The sequence below is a fragment of the Sphingobium sp. S6 genome (assembly GCF_905120495.1).
GTDB classification, from domain to species: domain Bacteria; phylum Pseudomonadota; class Alphaproteobacteria; order Sphingomonadales; family Sphingomonadaceae; genus Sphingobium; species Sphingobium agri.
In genome coordinates this window covers 20,860-38,658 of sequence record NZ_CAJHOG010000002.1, presented here as the reverse complement: position 1 = coordinate 38,658, position 17,799 = coordinate 20,860, and the positions used below count along the sequence as shown (strand labels likewise).

Annotated in this window: 19 protein-coding genes; 4 read left to right on the top strand and 15 right to left on the bottom strand. The window is 64.5% G+C overall.

Translation table 11 applies throughout. The features are described 5' to 3' along the window. Positions 1-97: 97 nt before the first annotated feature. The 6 genes from spt to SPHS8_RS07190 all read right to left on the bottom strand — a co-directional run bounded on the left by spt (position 98) and on the right by SPHS8_RS07190 (position 6,607). Positions 98-1,360, bottom strand: a complete 1,263-nt coding sequence (gene spt, locus SPHS8_RS07215) for a serine palmitoyltransferase (RefSeq protein WP_097091063.1) — start codon at positions 1,358-1,360, stop codon at positions 98-100. Positions 1,361-1,491: 131 nt separating this feature from the next. Further along, a complete protein-coding gene (locus SPHS8_RS07210; RefSeq protein ID WP_097092694.1) occupies positions 1,492-1,734 on the bottom strand; it encodes an acyl carrier protein in 243 nt (80 codons plus the stop codon). A 120-nt stretch (positions 1,735-1,854) separates the two neighbouring features. Next, complete coding sequence (locus tag SPHS8_RS07205) at positions 1,855-2,133, bottom strand: ETC complex I subunit (RefSeq protein WP_201514928.1); 279 nt, start codon at positions 2,131-2,133, stop codon at positions 1,855-1,857. Positions 2,134-2,192: 59 nt separating this feature from the next. Then, positions 2,193-4,640, bottom strand: coding sequence for an ATP-dependent helicase HrpB (gene hrpB / locus SPHS8_RS07200; RefSeq protein ID WP_201514927.1), 2,448 nt, complete (start codon positions 4,638-4,640; stop codon positions 2,193-2,195). Between the two features lie 57 nt (positions 4,641-4,697). Continuing rightward, positions 4,698-5,477, bottom strand: a complete 780-nt coding sequence (locus SPHS8_RS07195) for a TSUP family transporter (RefSeq protein ID WP_201515466.1) — start codon at positions 5,475-5,477, stop codon at positions 4,698-4,700. A gap of 89 nt (positions 5,478-5,566) precedes the next feature. Beyond that, positions 5,567-6,607 (bottom strand): polyprenyl synthetase family protein, encoded by a 1,041-nt coding sequence (locus SPHS8_RS07190; RefSeq protein WP_201514926.1) that lies wholly within the window; start codon positions 6,605-6,607, stop codon positions 5,567-5,569. A 104-nt stretch (positions 6,608-6,711) separates the two neighbouring features. Here SPHS8_RS07190 and SPHS8_RS07185 point away from each other — a divergent pair, with 104 nt between their 5' ends. Beyond that, on the top strand, positions 6,712-6,990 hold the full coding sequence (locus SPHS8_RS07185) for a chorismate mutase (RefSeq protein WP_097092697.1): 279 nt from the start codon (positions 6,712-6,714) through the stop codon (positions 6,988-6,990). Between the two features lie 157 nt (positions 6,991-7,147). On the opposite strand, the gene SPHS8_RS07180 is transcribed toward SPHS8_RS07185, so the two are convergent. From SPHS8_RS07180 to SPHS8_RS07165, 4 genes are read right to left on the bottom strand one after another with little or no spacing between them, the layout of a single operon-like run. Then, a complete protein-coding gene (locus SPHS8_RS07180) occupies positions 7,148-8,038 on the bottom strand; it encodes a DMT family transporter (protein ID WP_201514925.1) in 891 nt (296 codons plus the stop codon). Next, complete coding sequence (locus tag SPHS8_RS07175; protein ID WP_443018588.1) at positions 8,035-8,673, bottom strand: heme exporter protein CcmB; 639 nt, start codon at positions 8,671-8,673, stop codon at positions 8,035-8,037. The genes SPHS8_RS07180 and SPHS8_RS07175 overlap by 4 nt, the downstream gene beginning before the upstream one ends. Before the next feature lie 5 nt (positions 8,674-8,678). Then, entirely contained in the window at positions 8,679-9,281 is a 603-nt protein-coding gene (gene ccmA / locus SPHS8_RS07170; RefSeq protein WP_201514923.1) for a heme ABC exporter ATP-binding protein CcmA, read from the bottom strand. After that, positions 9,278-9,685 carry a metallopeptidase family protein gene (locus SPHS8_RS07165; RefSeq protein ID WP_201514922.1) on the bottom strand — a complete coding sequence of 136 codons (408 nt, stop codon included), beginning with the start codon at positions 9,683-9,685 and terminating at the stop codon, positions 9,278-9,280. Before SPHS8_RS07165 ends, ccmA begins: the two co-directional genes overlap by 4 nt. Positions 9,686-9,725: 40 nt before the next feature. On the opposite strand from SPHS8_RS07165, the gene SPHS8_RS07160 reads away from it, so the two are divergent. Beyond that, positions 9,726-10,019: a 4a-hydroxytetrahydrobiopterin dehydratase gene (locus SPHS8_RS07160; RefSeq protein ID WP_201514921.1), complete on the top strand. Its 294-nt coding sequence runs from the start codon at positions 9,726-9,728 to the stop codon at positions 10,017-10,019. An 8-nt stretch (positions 10,020-10,027) separates the two neighbouring features. On the opposite strand, the gene SPHS8_RS07155 is transcribed toward SPHS8_RS07160, so the two are convergent. The 3 genes from SPHS8_RS07155 to SPHS8_RS07145 all read right to left on the bottom strand — a co-directional run bounded on the left by SPHS8_RS07155 (position 10,028) and on the right by SPHS8_RS07145 (position 13,668). Then, positions 10,028-10,507 (bottom strand): hypothetical protein, encoded by a 480-nt coding sequence (locus SPHS8_RS07155; RefSeq protein WP_236575026.1) that lies wholly within the window; start codon positions 10,505-10,507, stop codon positions 10,028-10,030. Continuing rightward, on the bottom strand, positions 10,455-12,848 hold the full coding sequence (locus SPHS8_RS07150; protein WP_201514920.1) for a patatin-like protein: 2,394 nt from the start codon (positions 12,846-12,848) through the stop codon (positions 10,455-10,457). Before SPHS8_RS07150 ends, SPHS8_RS07155 begins: the two co-directional genes overlap by 53 nt. A gap of 124 nt (positions 12,849-12,972) precedes the next feature. Then, positions 12,973-13,668: an endonuclease/exonuclease/phosphatase family protein gene (locus SPHS8_RS07145; protein WP_201514919.1), complete on the bottom strand. Its 696-nt coding sequence runs from the start codon at positions 13,666-13,668 to the stop codon at positions 12,973-12,975. A 147-nt stretch (positions 13,669-13,815) separates the two neighbouring features. Here SPHS8_RS07145 and radA point away from each other — a divergent pair, with 147 nt between their 5' ends. After that, complete coding sequence (gene radA / locus SPHS8_RS07140; protein ID WP_201514918.1) at positions 13,816-15,183, top strand: DNA repair protein RadA; 1,368 nt, start codon at positions 13,816-13,818, stop codon at positions 15,181-15,183. 10 nt (positions 15,184-15,193) lie between these two features. Continuing rightward, positions 15,194-15,715, top strand: coding sequence for a CvpA family protein (locus SPHS8_RS07135; protein WP_097091074.1), 522 nt, complete (start codon positions 15,194-15,196; stop codon positions 15,713-15,715). A gap of 4 nt (positions 15,716-15,719) precedes the next feature. Here SPHS8_RS07135 and SPHS8_RS07130 read toward each other — a convergent pair whose 3' ends face one another. Both SPHS8_RS07130 and proB read right to left on the bottom strand, forming a co-directional pair. Continuing rightward, a complete protein-coding gene (locus tag SPHS8_RS07130; RefSeq protein ID WP_176502170.1) occupies positions 15,720-16,634 on the bottom strand; it encodes an NAD-dependent epimerase/dehydratase family protein in 915 nt (304 codons plus the stop codon). A 6-nt stretch (positions 16,635-16,640) separates the two neighbouring features. Beyond that, positions 16,641-17,771, bottom strand: a complete 1,131-nt coding sequence (proB, locus tag SPHS8_RS07125; RefSeq protein WP_201514917.1) for a glutamate 5-kinase — start codon at positions 17,769-17,771, stop codon at positions 16,641-16,643. Positions 17,772-17,799: the final 28 nt, after the last annotated feature.

Here is a 17,799-nt window from a genome sequence, read left to right as displayed (position 1 = left end):
GCATTACAGCGAAAATATCAAGGCACAAAAGGTTCCAGGCGATGACCCATGTTGCCGCTCGCTCGCCTCTTTTCGCCGACGCAACGGCGTTGCGCGATCAGGCGATCGCGCCTGTGGCTTTGCCCGCTGCCTCGAACATGCCGATGATCTGGCCAACCTGTTCGTCGCTATGCTCCGCGCAAAGCGAACAACGCAGCAGGAAGGTTCCTGCCGGAGTGGCCGGAGGACGCGCCATGTTAACGTAAAGTCCGAGCTCTAGGAGAGCCTGCCACATTGCCACGGCCTGCGTCTGGTCGGTCAGGATGACGGCGATGATCGCGGACTGCGGCGTTTCGGTGCCCAGCTTGAAGCCAAGATCGGTAAGGCCCTTGTGCAGCCGCTGGCTGTTCTTCCACAGATGCGCGCGCTTTTCGCCAGCATGCATCAGCTTGCGGATCGATGTCGCCGCGGTTGCAACGACGCTCGGCGGCAGCGAGGCGGTAAAGACATAAGGACGGCAGACGAGGCGCAGAACCTCGAACTTGGGATGGTTCGATACGCAGAAGCCGCCCACGGTGCCGACCGACTTGGAGAAGGTGCCCACGACGAAATCGACATCCTTTTCTACGCCCTGCTCCTCGTACACGCCGCGGCCGTTTGCGCCGAAAAAGCCCATGCCATGGGCTTCGTCCACCAGGATCATGCAATTGGCGTGCTTGCGTACCGCAGCCACCATCTCGGGCAGGGGGGCGACGTCGCCCAGCATTGAATAGACGCCTTCCAGCACCACCAGCTTCTGCGCATCCGCAGGCAGGCGGCCGAGACGCTTGTCCAGATCCTCGACGCTGTTGTGGCGGAAGCGGACGATTTCTGCGTCCCCCAGGAAGCAGCCGTCATAGATGGACGCGTGGCTGTCTGCGTCCAGCACGACATAGTCGCCCTTCCCAGCCAGCGTGGAAATCATCCCAAGGTTCGCCTGATAGCCGGTCGAAAAGACCATGGCGCCCGACGTGCCGTAAAATTCCTTCAGCGCGTCTTCGACTTCCTTGTGGCCCTGGTAGGTGCCGTTCAATACGCGGCTGCCGGTGGTTCCGGCTCCGAATTCGTCAAGCGCCTTCTTGCCCGCCGCGACGACGTCCGGGTCGAAAGTCATGCCCATATAGTTATATGTGCCGAGCAGGATCGTGTCCTTGCCCTTGATCACAGCCTGGGTAGGGGACTTCACCTCATCCATGACGATCGCGAAGGGATCACGCACCCCGGTCGCGAGCAGCGCTTCGCGCTCGGCGATCAAGGGATCGAATTTGGAAAAGAGGTCGCGCGCGCCCGGGACTTCAGCAGGCGTATGGGCGTCGGTGGCGGTCTCTACAGCGTCGGTCATCGCATATTTCCGTTAGGGTTCGAGCAGCGTCGAGCAAGTCGAGATGCGTCAGTCGAAAATTTTTGCCCGTCCTCTTCATCATCCGCCCTGCGCGAGGCGCAAGAGGGGCGAAGTGAACGGAGGGGACTGGATCAGCCCTTCAACTTCGCCACAGCGTCCACAAGCTGGCCGATATTTTCGATCTCAGCCTGCATGTTCATGGTGATGATGATGTCGAACTCATCCTCGATCGCCGCAACGAAATCCATGACGGTCAGGCTGTCCCATTCCAGGTCGCCTGCGAAGGTCGTCGCTTCGCTGAGGTCGACGCCCTTCTTGTTGAAAGGAGCGATTTGCGCGGCGATGCTGTCGAAAATCTGCTGGCGATCCGTCATGATCTGTTCAAAGCTTTCCCATGAAAGGGCGGTTTTTGCCCCCAAGTCCCGCCTCTTGGCAAGGGAATAAGGCGTCAATCAGGCAGCATCGCGCCCGATTATGAGCGGCTTCGCGCGCTCTTACCGGAAATTGTCGGCGTAAGCCTGAATCTTCAGCGTCTTGGGCGGCGTCGGAATGAAGGTGTAGCCGATTTCATATTTGTCGGCATAGGCACGCGCCGCGTCCAGCGACGGAAAGGTCAGCTTCACCTGGCTCTGCGTATCACCCGATCCGGCCCAGCCCGTCAGCGGGTCTGGCTTCTTCGCCTCGCTCGGCGCAAATTCCAATACCCATTTGTCGGTCCGCGCCTTGCCGGACTGGAGGGCATTTTTCTGAATCTGGTAGATGCGCGCAGCCATTATCGCGTCAAACTCCTGGGAAGGGCGATGGGTCCGTTGCACCAGCGTGCGCCCGGAAGTCAAGACTTGGAGCGGGCATCGGCGCGTTTCGTGCGGAGCGTGGCGGCGGCGCCTGCCGGATCGTCGGGCCATGGATGCCGGGGATAGCGCCCACGCATCTCCTTTGCGACCGCACTCCAGCTTCCCGCCCAGAAGCCCGGCAGGTCTCGCGTCGTCTGTATCGGCCGCCCGGCGGGAGAGGTGAGGGAGAGGACCAGCGGGATGCGCTGGCTGCCGACGACCGGATGCGTGGCAAGGCCGAACAGCGCCTGCACCCGAAGCTCCACGCGCGGCCCGCCTTCTGCTGCATAGTCGATCTCATGGCTGCTTCCGGCAGGCGATTGAAACGCCGGGGGAGCCAGGCGGTCGAGCTGTTGCTTGCCGTCCCAGCCGATGATGCCCTCAAGAACGCCGGATAATTGCGACCGGTCGATGTCCGACAGGCGCCTCTTGCCCGCGAGCAGGGGCGAAAGCCACTCGTCGAGCGTCGCCAGCAACGCGGCATCCGCCAACGCCTCCACCCCCGCAAAGCCAGCCCGCATCCGCAGTGATCGCGCCGCGTCCGACCAAGGCAGCAGATCAAGTCCACCCTGCCTGACCCCATCCAGCAAAGCTGCTACGACAGCATCAGGGTCCGGCCGGTCATCCGATCCGGACGTCAGCCGCACCGCGCCCAATCGCCTCTCGCGCAGAGCCTCGATGCCCCCTGTTGCGGCCCGGAACCGCACCGTCCGATGCTCCGTCAGCCGCGCGCTGAACAACTGCAGCACTTCAGTTTCACTGATTGGGGCGGCGGAAAGGATACGCGCTCCTGCCGCGCTGCCCTGTACTTCCCCCACCGCAAGCCATTCCTCACGCGCGAGCGGGCTCAGCGGATCAAGCCTAAAACCGCGTCCGCCGACGCTGGCCCATTCCGCGCCGTCGGCAGAGCGCCGCTTAGCCACGCGGTCAGGGAAGGCCAGCGCAAGACATAGCCCCGCATCATGCTCGCCCGCCGCCGCTTTGTGTCCGGAAGCGACCAGCTTCGCCCAGCGCCTGGCCATTGCCTTGGCCGCATCGGCCCGCTTTCCACTTTCCCGCCGCCAGCGTAGCCGCCGTTGCGACAGGTCCACATCCTGCCCGCCAATGCCCCGCTCGCCCAGCAGCACCGCGATCTCCGCCGCCACCTCGGCCAGTCCCAATTCGCCCGCGCGCACCAGCATATGCCCGATCCGCGGCTCCACCGGCAGCCGCGCCAGCGCCTTGCCATGCGGCGTGATCCGCCCATCCTCGTCCAGCGCCTCCAAGACCGTCAGCCGCTTGCGCGCCTCATCCAGCGCGGGGCGGGGCGGCGGGTCGAGCCAGCGCATGCTGGCCGGGTCGCTCACCCCCCACAACGCGCAATCAAGCAACAGGCTCGATAGATCGCTTTCCAATATCTCGGGCGGATCAAAAGGCGGCATGCCCGCCGTGGCGGCCGCTTCCCACAGCCGATAAGCCACGCCCGGCCGCTGCCTTGCAGCACGCCCCGCACGTTGGGTCGCGGCTGCCTGGCTCGCCCGTTCCGTGACCAGCCGCGTCACCCCCGCCGCCCGGTCATAGCGCGGCCTTCGAGCGAGGCCGGAGTCGATCACGATCCGCACTCCATCGATGGTCAGGCTGGTTTCAGCGATCGAGGTCGCCAGGATCACCTTGCGCTTTCCCTCCCGCGAAGGACGGATGGCGGCACGCTGCGCTGCCGGGTCCAGGCTGCCGTGCAGCCGATGCAGCTCGACGCCGATCCCCTCCAGCCGCTCCGCCGTCCGCTCGATCTCCGCCACGCCGGGCAGGAACGCAAGCAGGTCGCCGTCGGCCTCCTCCGCCAGCGCCCGCCGCACGGCCCCGGCCATCTCATCTTCGATCCGCTTTTCCGCCGCCCGGCCGATGTGCCGCAACTCCAGCGGCTGAATCCGGCCTTCGCTCTCCAGCACTGGCGCATCGTCCAGCAACGCGGCAAAGCGGGCGCCATCCAGCGTGGCCGACATGGGCACGATGCGCAGATCAGGACGCAGCGCCGCCTGCGCATCCAGCGCCAGCGCCAGCCCTAAGTCGCTGTCCAAGCTCCTCTCATGCACTTCGTCGAACAGGACCGCTGATACTCCGGCAAGCTCCGGATCATCCTGAATCCGGCGGACGAAAATCCCCTCCGTCAGGACGAGCAGGCGCGTTGCGGCCGACTGCCTGCTGTCCATCCGCGTCGCATAGCCAACGACCCGGCCCGGCACGCCGCCCATCAGCTCCGCAATCCGCTCGGCCGCCGCGCGCGCTGCCAGCCTGCGGGGGGACAGCAGCAATACTTGCCCCGTGCACCATGGCTCATTCAGCAAGGCAGGTGCTACAGCCGTCGTCTTGCCAGCGCCCGGCGGCGCCACCAGCACCGCGCTGTTCATGTCACGCAGGCTGCTCAGCAAATGAGGGAGAATATCGTGGATGGGCAGGGTGGCGCTCATGATTTGCTCCTCTCGCCCCAATCGTCATCCGGTGCAATGCCGGTGCAATGCCAAGCTTTATCCAAACAGCAGCCTATGGACCGGGTTGTCCGGGTCGAGCAGCATCTTAGCCGTTAGCCCCAGGGACATGATGATCAGCAGGGGCCGTATCAGCTTGCTGCCGAACCGCATGGCCAGGCGCGATCCGATCTGGCTGCCGGTGATGCTGCCGACAGCCATCGTCAACCCCGCGATCCAAAGCACATGACCGCCAGCGACCATCGTCAACAGGCCCGCTACATTGCTGGCAAGGTTGGCCGCCTTTGTCTGCGCCGTCGCGCGGACCAGGCCCAGTCCGCCCAATGCCAGGAAGATAGTGGCATAAAATGCTCCGGCACCCGGTCCAAAGAAGCCGTCGTAAAAGCCAATGACGCCGATCGACAGGCTCAGCCCCGCCATTCCCACCCGGCTGTGCCGATCCATCTCGCTTAAGCGGGGCGAAAAGGTGAAATAGCCTGCGAGCGCGATCAGCAGACCCGGCATCAATCCCGCCAATATGCCGGGGTCCACCCGCTGAAGCAGCCAGGCGCCACCTACCGACCCAACAAATGCTGCGATGATCGGCCAGCGATAGGTTTTCAGATCCATATGCCCGGCGCGCGCGTAAGCGACGCAGGCGCCAAATGTACCCAGCGATGATTGCAGCTTGTTCGTGCCCACGGCTGCTACGGGCGGCACGCCTGCCGCCAGCAATGCAGGCAGGGAAATCAGCCCGCCGCCTCCAGCCATCGCGTCGATGCATCCGGAGATCAGGGCCGCCGCCATAAGGAAGGCCAGCGTTTCAGGAGATAGGATGATGTCCATGCGCGTCCGCTTCAGCCTCTGCCGCGCCTGTCGTCAGAACCACATGCGCCTGCACACCTATACGATCGGAGCGCGCCTGTTCCTCAATAAGCGCGAGCGATGGCGAATTCGACGGCTTCGGTCAGCGCTGCCTTGGCCTTGCCCGTGTCGAACCGGCCCAGCGCATCGATGGCGCGCTGGCCATAGAGCCTTGCCCGCGCGAGCGTATCGTTGATCGCGCCCGTCTTGCGCAGCAACCCGGTCGCATGCGCCAAATCCTCGTCGCTGACCCGATTGCCCGCGATCGCCTGCTTCCAGAAAGCGCGATCTTCTTCGGAACCGCGGGCATAGGCGAGGATCACGGGCAGCGTCACCTTGCCATCGCGGAAATCGTCGCCTGCGTCCTTGCCCATCGTGGCGCCGTCCGATTCATAATCGATCGCATCGTCGATCAGCTGGAATGCGATGCCAAGGTTCCGGCCATAGACATCCAGCGCCTTTTCCTCCGTCTCGTCCCGGTCCGCCACCACGGCGGATATGCGGCAGGCGGCGGCGAACAGCGCGGCTGTCTTCGCCCCGATGATGTCCAGATATTGCTCTTCGCTCGTGTCGATGCGGCGCTGCGCGGTCAACTGATTGACCTCACCTTCCGCGATCACCGCCGAGGCGTTGGACAGGATCTTCAGCACCTTGAGCGATTCCGCCTCGACCATCAGCTCAAAGGCACGGGAGAAGAGGAAATCGCCCACCAGCACGCTGGCGCTGTTTCCCCAGATGATATTGGCGGTCTTGCGGCCCCGGCGCAGGCCCGATCCATCGACCACATCATCATGCAGCAGTGTTGCGGTGTGAATGAACTCGACCGCCGCTGCGAGCTTATAGTGGCGGCTGCCCGCATAGCCGACCAATTGAGCGCAGGCGAGGGTCAGCATCGGGCGCATCCGCTTGCCGCCGCCCGCGATCAGGTGGCCGGCCAGTTCCGGGATCAGGGGAATGCGCGACTGCATCCGGTCCAATATGACCGCATTGACCTGGTTCATGCCGTCGGCAACCAGCGCCATCATGGGGGTGAGCGAAGGCTCGCCATTGGCGCGGCCGATGGGGTGGACATTGCCGGAGATGGGGCCGGGGGCAGGTGCGGTCATGACCCGGCCCATGTGGCGGCGCAAAATGCAGATAGCAAGCGGGAATAGCTTGCACAGAGCGACGGATGGGGCAAAAAGCGCGCGGATATTCGGAAGGGACGAGCGTGGACGACACTTTGAAGCGGTATCGCGAGAGCATCGACAATATCGACGCCGCGCTCGTGTTCATGCTCGCGGAACGCTTCAAGATCACCCAGGCTGTCGGCGAATATAAGGCGACCCACGCCCTGCCGCCGGCCGATCCGGGCCGGGAGGAGCGTCAGATCAGCCGCCTGCGTCAGCTGGCGACGGATGCCAATCTCGATCCCGATTTCACCGAAAAATTCCTGCGCTTCATCATCGATGAAGTGATCCGCCATCACGAGCGGCTAAGGGACGCCTGAGAACCTGCTACGCGAAGGAGGCAGATCGGCGCGCACCCGGCGAGAAGCAGGGCGTTACCATCGCCGTTCGCCCTGAGCTTATCGAAGCCTGTCCTGAGCGCCTGCTGCAAGCAGACAGTCGAAGGGGGCTTTTCTCCTCGCCTAATCGCACACTAGCTTAAGCCGGTTCGCTAACCGCCTCCCGCTTGCCTTGTGACCGGCCCAGCAGCACTCCGCCCAGCGCCAGCGCGAAGCCGGCCAACTGAACCAGCACCAGCTTCTCACCAAATAGCAGCCACGCCTCCACCGCAGCAAGCGGCGGGACCAAGAGCAGCAGCATCGACATCCGCGTCGGACCTTGCGTCCGCACCAGCCATACCAGCAGCGACAGGCCGCCCGCTGACAGGCCCAGCACTGACCATGCGAGCCCTAGCCACAGGATAGGCGCGCCATCCCAGCGGGTCTCCCCAGCGATCAGGGCTGCGGTGATGGCGACGAACGCGCCGCCTGCATTTTGCACCGTGCCGGAAATCCATATGCCATCCCCTGACAGCGAGCCGCGCTGCACCAGCGTCCCTGCCGCCATCGCTACTACCGACAGCAAGCCCGCTACCACGGGGAGCAGCGGCACCGCGCCCGCGCCCGATCGTTCGATCGCTGGCAGCAGCACGCAGACGACGCCCGCAATGGCGATCGCCAGGCCCGCCCACCCGCGCGCGAGCAGGCGGTCGCCCAGCAGGAATGCGCCTGCCACGGCCACCATCAGCGGCTGCAGCGCGCCGAGCAGCGACATGATGCCAGCAGGCATTCCGCGATAGACGGCCCACCAGCTCACGGTCAGATAAACCCCATGCAGCATCGCGCCCGCTGCCAGATGCAGCATCAGCCGCTTGCCTCGGGGCAGCTTCTGCCCGGCACGCCACGCCACAAATCCCAGCAGCAGAGCCGTGAGCGTCATGCGCACGCTCAGGATCAATTCCGGCGCGCCATGCGGCACCGTGCCCCGCGCGACGATGAAGCCGGTCGACCAGATCAGAACGAATAACAGCGAGGCGGCGAACCCTATCATTCCCGTCCCGCCCTGATCGCAGCCCCCGCCGCAAAGGGCGTGATGGCAACCAGCAGCAGCGACGCCGCGCCCAGGAACTTGAGCGCTGCTCCGCTCCCGTCGCCCAACGTCCCTGCGCCAAATATCAGCAGCGGCACCGCGAGCGGCAGCGCGAGCAGCCCGGCCAGCGCCCCGCTCGACCGAAGCCCCGCGGTCAGGCTCGCCACCAGCAACCCCAAAGCCGCGAGCGCAGGCGTGCCGATCAGCAACCCCAGTTCCAGCATCCACACCGTCGCGCCGTCCAGCTTCAGCAGCGCGCTCGCGGGCAGGGTTGCGATCATCAGCGCCGGGCCGAATCCCAGCCAGTGCGCGATCAGCCGCGCCAGCATCAGCGTTTCCTCGCCCACGCCCCGCAACGCGATCTGGTCGAGCACCCCTGCGTCCCTGTCAGGCGCGATCAGCCGGTCCACGGGCAACAGGCTCGCCAGCAGCGCCGCGATCCACAGCGTCCCGCCACCCGACCGCCGTAACAGCGCCGCGTCAGGCCCCACGGCAAAGGGATACAGGCTCGCCACCAGCAGCAGGAATGCCACAGGGAGCCACAGCCCCGCCGATTGCCACGCCTGCCGCAAATCCCGCGCCACCAGCAGCGCCATCACCCTCACGCCGCCTCCTCCGCGACATAGGCGGCAAGGTCGATCACCACGGGCGACGCCATCGGCAACGGCTGATGCGAAGCCGCCAGCACGATCCCCCCCCTGGCTAGATGCGCCGCCACCGCCGCGCCAAGCAGCCCGAGCGACGCATCGTCCAGCCCATTGCCCGGTTCATCCAGCAGCCACAGCTCAGCGCCGCTCGCAATCACCCGCGCCAGCGCGGCGCGCTTGCGCTGCCCGGTCGAAAGCATCCGCACCGGAATCCCCACAAGCGGCCCCAGCGCCATAGCTTCCAATGCACCATCAAGCGCACGTCCGTCCGCACCATCCAGCCGCGCCCAAAAGCCGAGAGCTTGCGCCAAAGGTTCTTCCAGATCGAGCGCCAGCCGCTCGTCCGCCAGCGCGATCCTGCCGCGCCGCTCGATCGTCCCCGCGGTCGGCCGCAGCAGCCCCGCGCAAATGCGCATCAGGCTCGACTTGCCGATCCCGTTCGGCCCCCGAAGCAGGGCGCTACCACCCTGTTCCAGCGCCAGGTCCACGCCCCGGAACAGCAACCGCCCGCCACGCGCGCAGGCGATGCCCGACAACCGCAGCGCCACGCCGCTCATGACGCGACCATGTCCTCCAGCACCTGCATGTCCACGTCGGAAAGCCCGAAATGGTGGCCGATCTCATGCACCACCACATGGGTAATCAGCGCATCGAGCGGCACGCCCGTTTCCACCCATTCATCCAGCAGCGGCCGCCGGAAAAGATGCACGGTAGGCGGGCTGTCACCCGTCTGCTCGGCTTCCCCCACGGGCCGCCCGCTGTAAAGCCCGGTCAGCCCGAACGGGTCATCGATCTCCATCTCCTTCAATATCCGGTCGTCGGCAAATTCCTCAACGAACAGGACGACATTGGACAGATGGGATCTGAAAGGGTCCGGCAAACGCCCCAGCGCCTCAAGCGCCAGTCGTTCGATCTGCGCCACGGTTGGCGCGAAAAGAGGGGGTTGACCGGCGTCTGACATGGCTGCGACATAGGCGAAACACTATTATGAGGATAGAGCCATGATTGGTAAACTGTCCGGCGATGAACGGGTGCAAGAGCTCGCTTCCCTCCCGGAATGGACGCTGGTGGCGGAGCCGGAGGGGATCAAGCGGCGCTTCACCTTTTCGGATTTCAGCGAAGCGTTCGGTTTCATGACCAGAGTGGCGCTGCTCGCCGAACAGGCGAACCACCATCCCGAATGGTTCAACGTCTATAATCGCGTCGACATTACCTTGACGACGCATGACGCCGATGGCCTGTCGCGCCGTGACATAGACCTTGCAAAAGCTATCGACGCACTACTTACCACCTGATCGGTCGATCAGGGTTGCCCCTCGATGCGATCCTCATAGCCATGCAACGCTGCGATCACGGCCGAATCTCCGGCATAGCGGCGGCGCAGCATGGCGAGTTTCGCGTCGGTGCCGGTGCATAGCTCGGCGATGCTCTCCATCAGGAACACGCGCCTTTCCCCATCATAGGGCTCTTCCCCCCGGAAATGGTCGCAGCTGTCGCGATCGACCATGAAGCTGGTGACTTCCTGCGGGAAAGCCGTCGCCAGAGCAGCATCGGGAGAAGGAGGTAGGTCGAGCGATCCGCGCGGCGCGGGCTGCGCCTGCACGGTCACTTGCGCAGACAAGCGCTGCGGCGCGGCGACCACTTCGATCGGCTCGCCTTCGATCGCGTTGGCGGAAAGCACGGGCTGAGGGATGGAGGCGTTCTCCGAGGACGCAGCATCGCCAGACGCGTCACGGCAACCGGCGGTCAGCGCCAGCATCACCATCAATGGAAACAGCCCCACCCGTGCGCCCACCGATTTCCTCCCGCAAAATGGCAATGAGATCAGCGACATGCGGCAGTCGCTGTTCCTCCTCATCGAGAATCGCCAAGAATGCGGCTTGCCTATAATCGCGCACACGGTCTTCCGAAAGGCGGCTTGCCGCGGGTAATGTGGAAATTACGATATCGAGCAGCCGCTCGACACCATGAAGGCGTCCCCACAAATAGTCGTTTTCTCGGTAAGCCCTGCTGAAAAACGCACCAAAGTTGTTGAATTCAATGCCTTTTAAGGTGGCGTCCGCACCTCCCGGCCGAATGGCGCTGCAATCTTCCGGAGAAATGCGGTCCACCTTTACCGGATCATATTCTTCCATGGCGTGGCCTTGGAGCAACGGTAGGGTGGCGATGTCGTAAAAGGGAAAGCCAAGATAGGAGAGCAGCATGATCCGCCGCTCCGCTTTCGGCAGCCCGGCGAGCGCTTCGGCCAGCACCATATCGGCCACGTCGTCCCGCGCCTTCAAATCGCGTGCCTGCGCGATCGCATCCAGCGCGGCGGCAGGATCGGACGGCACGTCCCTGGCTGCGGCCCGGATCGCGCCGTTATAGAAATCCGTGCCCTCGCATTCCGTATAATGCGCCATCGATTGGTAGATGGCGTTATGCATCTTCTGGATCGCCGCGGCGTCAGCCTGCGAATCGATCTCCAATGTTTCCGCGAGCCGCCGCGCCAGAAAGCGCAGGCGGCGAATGCGGAAACTGAGGTCATGGGTGCGAAAGAACGCGACAGGTGGCGAGGTCGGCCCCACATCCTCGATCAGCTTGTCCGCACCAATCGCCCGGACATGGGACCACAAGGCCTGACGAAAATTCTCCCGCATCATCGGGCTGTCTTCGCCGCTGAGGCGGAACAGCACGACGGCAAGATCCTCGACGATGCCCGACAGCTTCAAATGACCATAGGCCGGGAAAGCGAAACCCGCCGAATTCGCGGCGCGCATTTGCGCCTTCGCGCGCCACGCGGACAAACGAGCGGGCGTCGGACGGTCGAGGAACAGCATGCCGCCGATCGTATTTTCGACCTCCGCCTCGATCCCGGGCCTCAGCGCGTTCAAAATCCGGACCATCCGCCGAATGCGCGACGAATGACGATCGATCGCTTCCAGATTGTCGCGGATCGGCTGCTCGCGGGGGATATCGCTCAGTGCGCCGAAGATGGTCCGGAAAAAGCCGGGCAATTGCGCCTTTTCCTCCGGCGTGGCGTCTTCCTGCTCACCCTCCCGGTTCAGCCGGATGGATCGATGGCCGGGCTTGGGATCTATATAGACGAAGCGCCTATCGACCTCGCGCCGTGATGGGCGGTTCCGCAGCGCCCCTATCGCCTGAGCGAAGGGCGCGTTCGCCAGCACCGACCCATCGATCAGGATCGCGTCTTCCGCATTGCCGCGCGCCCAGTGGCGGGGCAGGGCATGGGCCAGAAAAGCGTCGCGGGTCGGCCAGGCACGGTGACGCTGCTTCAGCACCCGATCGAGTTCCCGCACGGTGAAGGGCGGGAAGGCGCCCGGGAAGCTCGCCGTCGCGCGCGCGGCGAATACCAGCTCCGCCGGGTCGGCGAAAAGACGGTCGCCGCGTCCCCGCGCCCGGAAGCCGACGGACAGGCGATGTTCGGTTTCCACCACCTGGGGCGGGCTGTTGAGGCTCAGGCTCTGGGGGTGACCTTCAAAATCAGTGACCGTGACGAACAGGTCGAGCGGGTGCCCGTCCGGCAGCAGGGGCGGCCCGCGCTCGGCCGCCTCCATCGCATCGAATGCATCCAACAGCATCGCCGTGAAGATTTCGCCGCCAAAGGGAGGTTCGAACCATCTGGACCGGATGAAATGGGACAGCTTCTGCCGCACCTCCTCGCGCGTGTCGGGGGCGACGGTGCGCTCGACCGTGTCTCCCGGCCGCCGCGCTGCCATCCACACCAGCGGGGTTGCCCAGAATTTGCTGATGCGCCTTGCTGGACGGGCATCGGGGTCCAGCAGCCGCTCAACATCGGCATTTTCCAGCCACAAATCGGTGAGCGGTTCCAGCGATTGCCCCGTTTCGATCGCCTGTGCGAGGAAGATGCCGTTGATCCCGCCAGCGCTTGCCCCGGCGATGATGTCCGGCATCACCCGCAACCGCACGCCGCTTGCCGCCTCCAGATCCTCCAGCAGCTTCCTGTAAACGGCCTCGCTACCCTCGCTGCTCGGGGTGCCGTCATGAAACCCCCGGCTCGCCCGCGCCAGCCGCCAGATTTCCTTGGTGATGCCATGCATGTAGACGGCAAGGCTGATCCCCCCATAGCAGACCAGCGCAAGCCGAAGTTCGCGCTCCTTCATGCGGCGCACCCCCCCGGCCCTAAACCTCTCCTCCCTTCGCCCTGAGCTTGTCGAAGGGCTCTACTTTTCCTTGAGGCGAGCGGGCAATGTTTTTGCACCTTCACCCCCATGAAAACGCGCCACCTCACAACCGAAACTCCGCCCAGATCGGCAGATGATCCGAAGCTTTTCGGGACGCCGCGCTGTCATGCACGCCGCTGTCCACCAGCTTCAACTGACCGCAATGCATGATCCGGTCGAGCCGCGCCACGGGCCGCCGCGCGTGAAAGCTCCGCCCGCAGGGTGCGAAAGCATAATGCCGGGCGAAGTCCGCCAGACATCCCCGGTTGGCGCTCCATTCATTCAGGTCGCCCATCAATACCGTGGGCATCGCGTCCCGCTGCGCCGCCGCGTGAATGACCGCAGCCGCCTGCTTGCGCCGCCACAGGCCCGACAGGTCGAGATGCATGCCAAAGACGCGCAGCTTCGCCTTGCCCAACTCCACCTCCGCCATCGTCGCGCCGCGGGGCTCCAGGCAGGGCAGGTGCAGCACGTCATGAGTGCCGATCTCAGCCTCCTTCCGCACCAGGATCGCGTTGCCATGCCATCCCATCGAATCGACCTGCACATTCAGGGGCACAGGCTTGTAGGGGCTCATCGATTCCAGCAGCCAGGGCGGAATGGCGGCGGTGCGCACGCCAAAGCGTCGATCCGCTTCCTGAAGTGCGATGACGTCCGCATTCAGTTCCCCCAGCACCTCCAATACTCGCTCGGGGCTGCGGCGGCGGTCGGTGCCAATGGCTTTGCGGATATTGTAGCTGGCGACGCGAAAGGACTTCATGGCGAAACAATGCGCCACATCAGCATGAGTTTCCAGCACCCTCGGGCAGGTTCATCATGTCCATGCCATGCCCCTGGCAAAGGGAGGAGCGATTCAGGCGCTTCTTTTGTTCTTGAAACGTTCGCAACTGCAAGCCATAGCTCGCAGATGGCCAAGGCAAAGCGCAAATTCGTCTGCCAGCAGTGCGGCACCCTTTCTTCCCGGTGGCAGGGGCAGTGCGACGACTGCGGCGAATGGAACAGCATTGTCGAGGAAGCGGCAGAGACCATCTTTTCCGCGCGCCACGATCTGCAAACCGGCGGGCGCGCGCTGACGCTTGTCGGGCTGAACAGCCAGGTCGAACTGCCCCAGCGGACGAGCACCGGGATTGCCGAGTTCGATCGCGCCCTGGGCGGCGGCATCGTTCCCGGATCAGCCACGCTGATTGGCGGTGATCCCGGCATCGGCAAATCGACCCTGCTGCTTCAGGCCGCTGCCCGCATCGCCGCGCGCGGTCTTTCCGTCGCCTATATCAGCGGTGAGGAAGCGGCGGACCAGGTCCGCCTCCGCGCGCAGCGCCTCGGCCTTGGCAACGCGCCGGTGCAGCTCGCCAGCGCAACCTCCGTCCGGGACATATTGACCACCTTGGGGGAGGGGGAGCCGCCTGCGCTGCTCGTCATCGATTCGATCCAGACGATGCACAGCGACCTGATCGAAGGCGCGCCGGGCACCGTCAGTCAGGTGCGCGCCTCCAGCCAGGAACTGATCCGCTTCGCCAAGCAGCGCGGCACCGCTGTCATCCTGGTCGGCCATGTCACCAAGGATGGCAGCATCGCCGGGCCGCGCGTGCTGGAGCATATGGTCGATACCGTGCTGAGCTTCGAAGGCGAGCGCAGTCACCAATATCGCATCCTGCGCGCGATCAAGAATCGCTTTGGCGGCACGGACGAGATCGGCGTTTTCGCAATGGTCGCGGAGGGGTTGGAAGAAGTCGCGAACCCTTCGGCTCTGTTTCTTACCCATCGCGACGAAACCGTGACCGGCGCAACCGTCTTTCCCGCGCTGGAGGGCACTAGGCCAGTGCTGGTCGAGATCCAGGCGCTCGTCGTTCGCCTATCCAGCGGCGCCACGCCCCGGCGCGCGGTGGTGGGATGGGACAGCGGCCGCCTCGCCATGATCCTCGCCGTGCTGGAGGCGCGCTGCGGCCTCAGCTTCTCGACCTGCGAAGTGTATCTGAACGTCGCGGGCGGCTATCGCTTGTCCGACCCCGCCGCTGACCTTGCCGTCGCCGCCGCGCTCATATCGGCGCTCGCGGAAAGGCCAGTGCCCGCCGATCTGGTCCTGTTCGGAGAAATCGCGCTCTCCGGGGAAATCCGCCCGGTCGCCCATGCGCCGCTTCGCCTGCGCGAATCGGCAAAGCTCGGCTTCGAACGCGCCTATGTTCCTTCCGCGGTCGCCGATGGGGTGAAGGGGATCGCCGTCAGCGGCTATCGCGCCTTAAGCCAACTGGTTGACCAGATGCTCGGCCGCGGATAGCCCGGCCCACATGAACGCCGTCGATATCCTCGTCCTTCTCGCCATCGGCGGTTGCACAGTCTTGGGTTTGCTTCGTGGTTTCGTTCTTGAAACCCTGTCGCTGATCGCCTGGGTCCTGGGCATCTTCGCCATCCGCCTCTTCCATCCTTCAGCTACCGAACTCCTCGCCCCCTTCGTCGGTACGACCGGAGGCGCGGCAATTCTTGCATTCATTCTGGTTTTCGGCGTCACTTTCGGCGCAGGAAAACTCCTCGCCCACGCCATCGGCCGCCGCACGCGCCAATCCATCCTTGGCCCCGTCGATCGCGTTCTGGGCGGCGGTTTTGGCGCGATCAAGGGACTAATCGGCGCAACTCTCGTTTTCCTGGCATTCAGCCTGGTGTACGACACTTTCTACGGCAGCGGTGAACGCCGCCCGGATTGGCTGTCCGACGCGCGCACCTATCCGCTGCTCAACGCCAGCGGCCAAGCCATCAGTGAATTCGTAGCCGAACGCCGCTCCAGAAAGCCGTCAATCCAGAGCGATCAGTGATGGCTCAAAGCCAACCTTTGACCCGATAGGCTTCGGCGGTCGCCTTGAGGCCTTCCTCGGTAGACACTTGGGGCACCCACAGCTTCTTGGGAGGCTGCTTGCGCTTCGTTACTACCCAGTCGGGATGGCAGAAATAGCTGACACGATCTTGTGTGAGCTTTGCACCCTTGCCCCGTAGAATGCGGTCCAGCCGGGCACCCAGGCCCAATGCCCAGTTCGGGGTGGCAAAGGTTCGCACATCCTTGCCGACCGCGCGGCCAACAGCCTGCCCAAAGTCCAGATGGTCCCACCCTCCGGGCGTGCCATCATCCGCCTCGTAACAGTGGGCAAGGCTTATCTCCGTCTCGCCAGCAAGCCGCAGCAGCAACCGGCCAAGATCGCTCACCTCAATCAGCGACAGCCGTCCACCGGGAGGCAGCAGCATGATGCCGCGCTTGGCCATGCGGAACAGTTCCAGCATTTCCCGATCGCCAGGCCCGTAGATCGCGGGCGGCCGCACGATCGTCCAATCAAGGCCGCTAGCCTTGACATGACGCTCCGCCAAAGCCTTCGACCAGCCATAGTCAGACAGCTTCGGCTCGCGTGCGGCCAAAGACGAAACATGCACCAGCCGCCGCACACCCCGCTGCCGCATGGCGTCGACCACCGCCATGGTGCCACGAGCGTTGCCAGCCTCGAACCCGTCGCGGTCCGGGGCGTTCACGACACCCGCAATATGGATCACCACATCAGCGTCTCGCACAAGCGTGTTGAGCGCCGCGCGATCTTCAAGCGAGCCATGCACCCATTTCAGCCGGGCGCGAGGCGGCTGCGCCTTTCGGGTGATAGCCGTCACATGATGACCAGCTTCAAGAGCCTGATTCAGCGTTTCGGCGCCGACGAAACCTGTCGCGCCCGTCATGGCAATACGTAATTTCATGGGATGTCAGACCATCGCCATCTGATCGCGATGAACAAGCACCGATCGCGGAAGATGCCCAAGCAGAGCCGCGATATCCTCGCTCCGCTTGCCCGCGATCCGCGCCGCTTCCTCGCTGTCATATTCGCTGAGGCCCCGGGCGATCACCCGGCCGTCGGGCGCGACGATGTCGACAACATCCCCCCGCACGAAGCTGCCTTCAATCTGGGCCACACCCGCGGGCAGCAAGCTGTTGCCCCGGTCCAAAGCCTTTTCCGCGCCCGCGTCGACGACGATGCGGCCGCGAACGGTGAGGCGCCCCGCCAGCCATCCCTTCCGGGCTCGCTTTGCTGGCGCGGCGATGAAGATCGATCCCTTGCCCCCATTTGACCAATGAGACAGCGGCGCATCGACCTTCCCGGATATGATCGCGAGATGGGCCCCAGCCCCGGTCGCGATCCGCGCGGCCTCTATTTTGGACGTCATGCCCCCGGACCCCATTCCTGAGGCTGAACCGCTGTCCGCCATTCCCGCGATCCGCGCATCGATGCGCTCGATTGTCTCTATCAGCATGGCGCTCGCATCGACATGCGGATTGGCGGTGTAAAGCCCGTCAACGTCGGAAAGCAGCACGACTGCGTCAGCCCGTGCTGCCTGTCCGATGCGCGCTGCCAGACGATCATTGTCGCCGAAACGGATTTCGGCCGTCGCGACGCTGTCATTTTCATTGACGACTGGCACGACGTCCAGCGTGATCAGCCGTTCCAGAGTTGCCGACGCGTTGAGATAGCGCCGCCGATGTTCAAGGTCGTCCAGCGTCACCAGCATCTGGGCGGCAGTGATGCCCTTGTCCTGCAACAGGCGCGCCCAGCATTGAGATAGCGCAATCTGGCCGGTCGCCGCTGCGGCCTGCGCATCCTCCAGGCTGCCGCGCCCGCCCTTGGGCAGCTTTAGCCGCCGCGCGCCCAGGGCGATGGCGCCCGACGATACGATGATGATCTGCTGCCCCGCAGCCTTGCGCGCAGCCACATCTTCCACCAGCGTGCGGAGCCAAGCCTCGCGGACCTCTCCGTTTCCATCCACGAGCAAGGCCGAACCGATCTTGATGACCAGCCGTCTTATCTGGGAGGGAGGGAAACCTGACGAAGGGGGAGTCACTGGATCAGTTCCGTTCGGTAACGCTAGG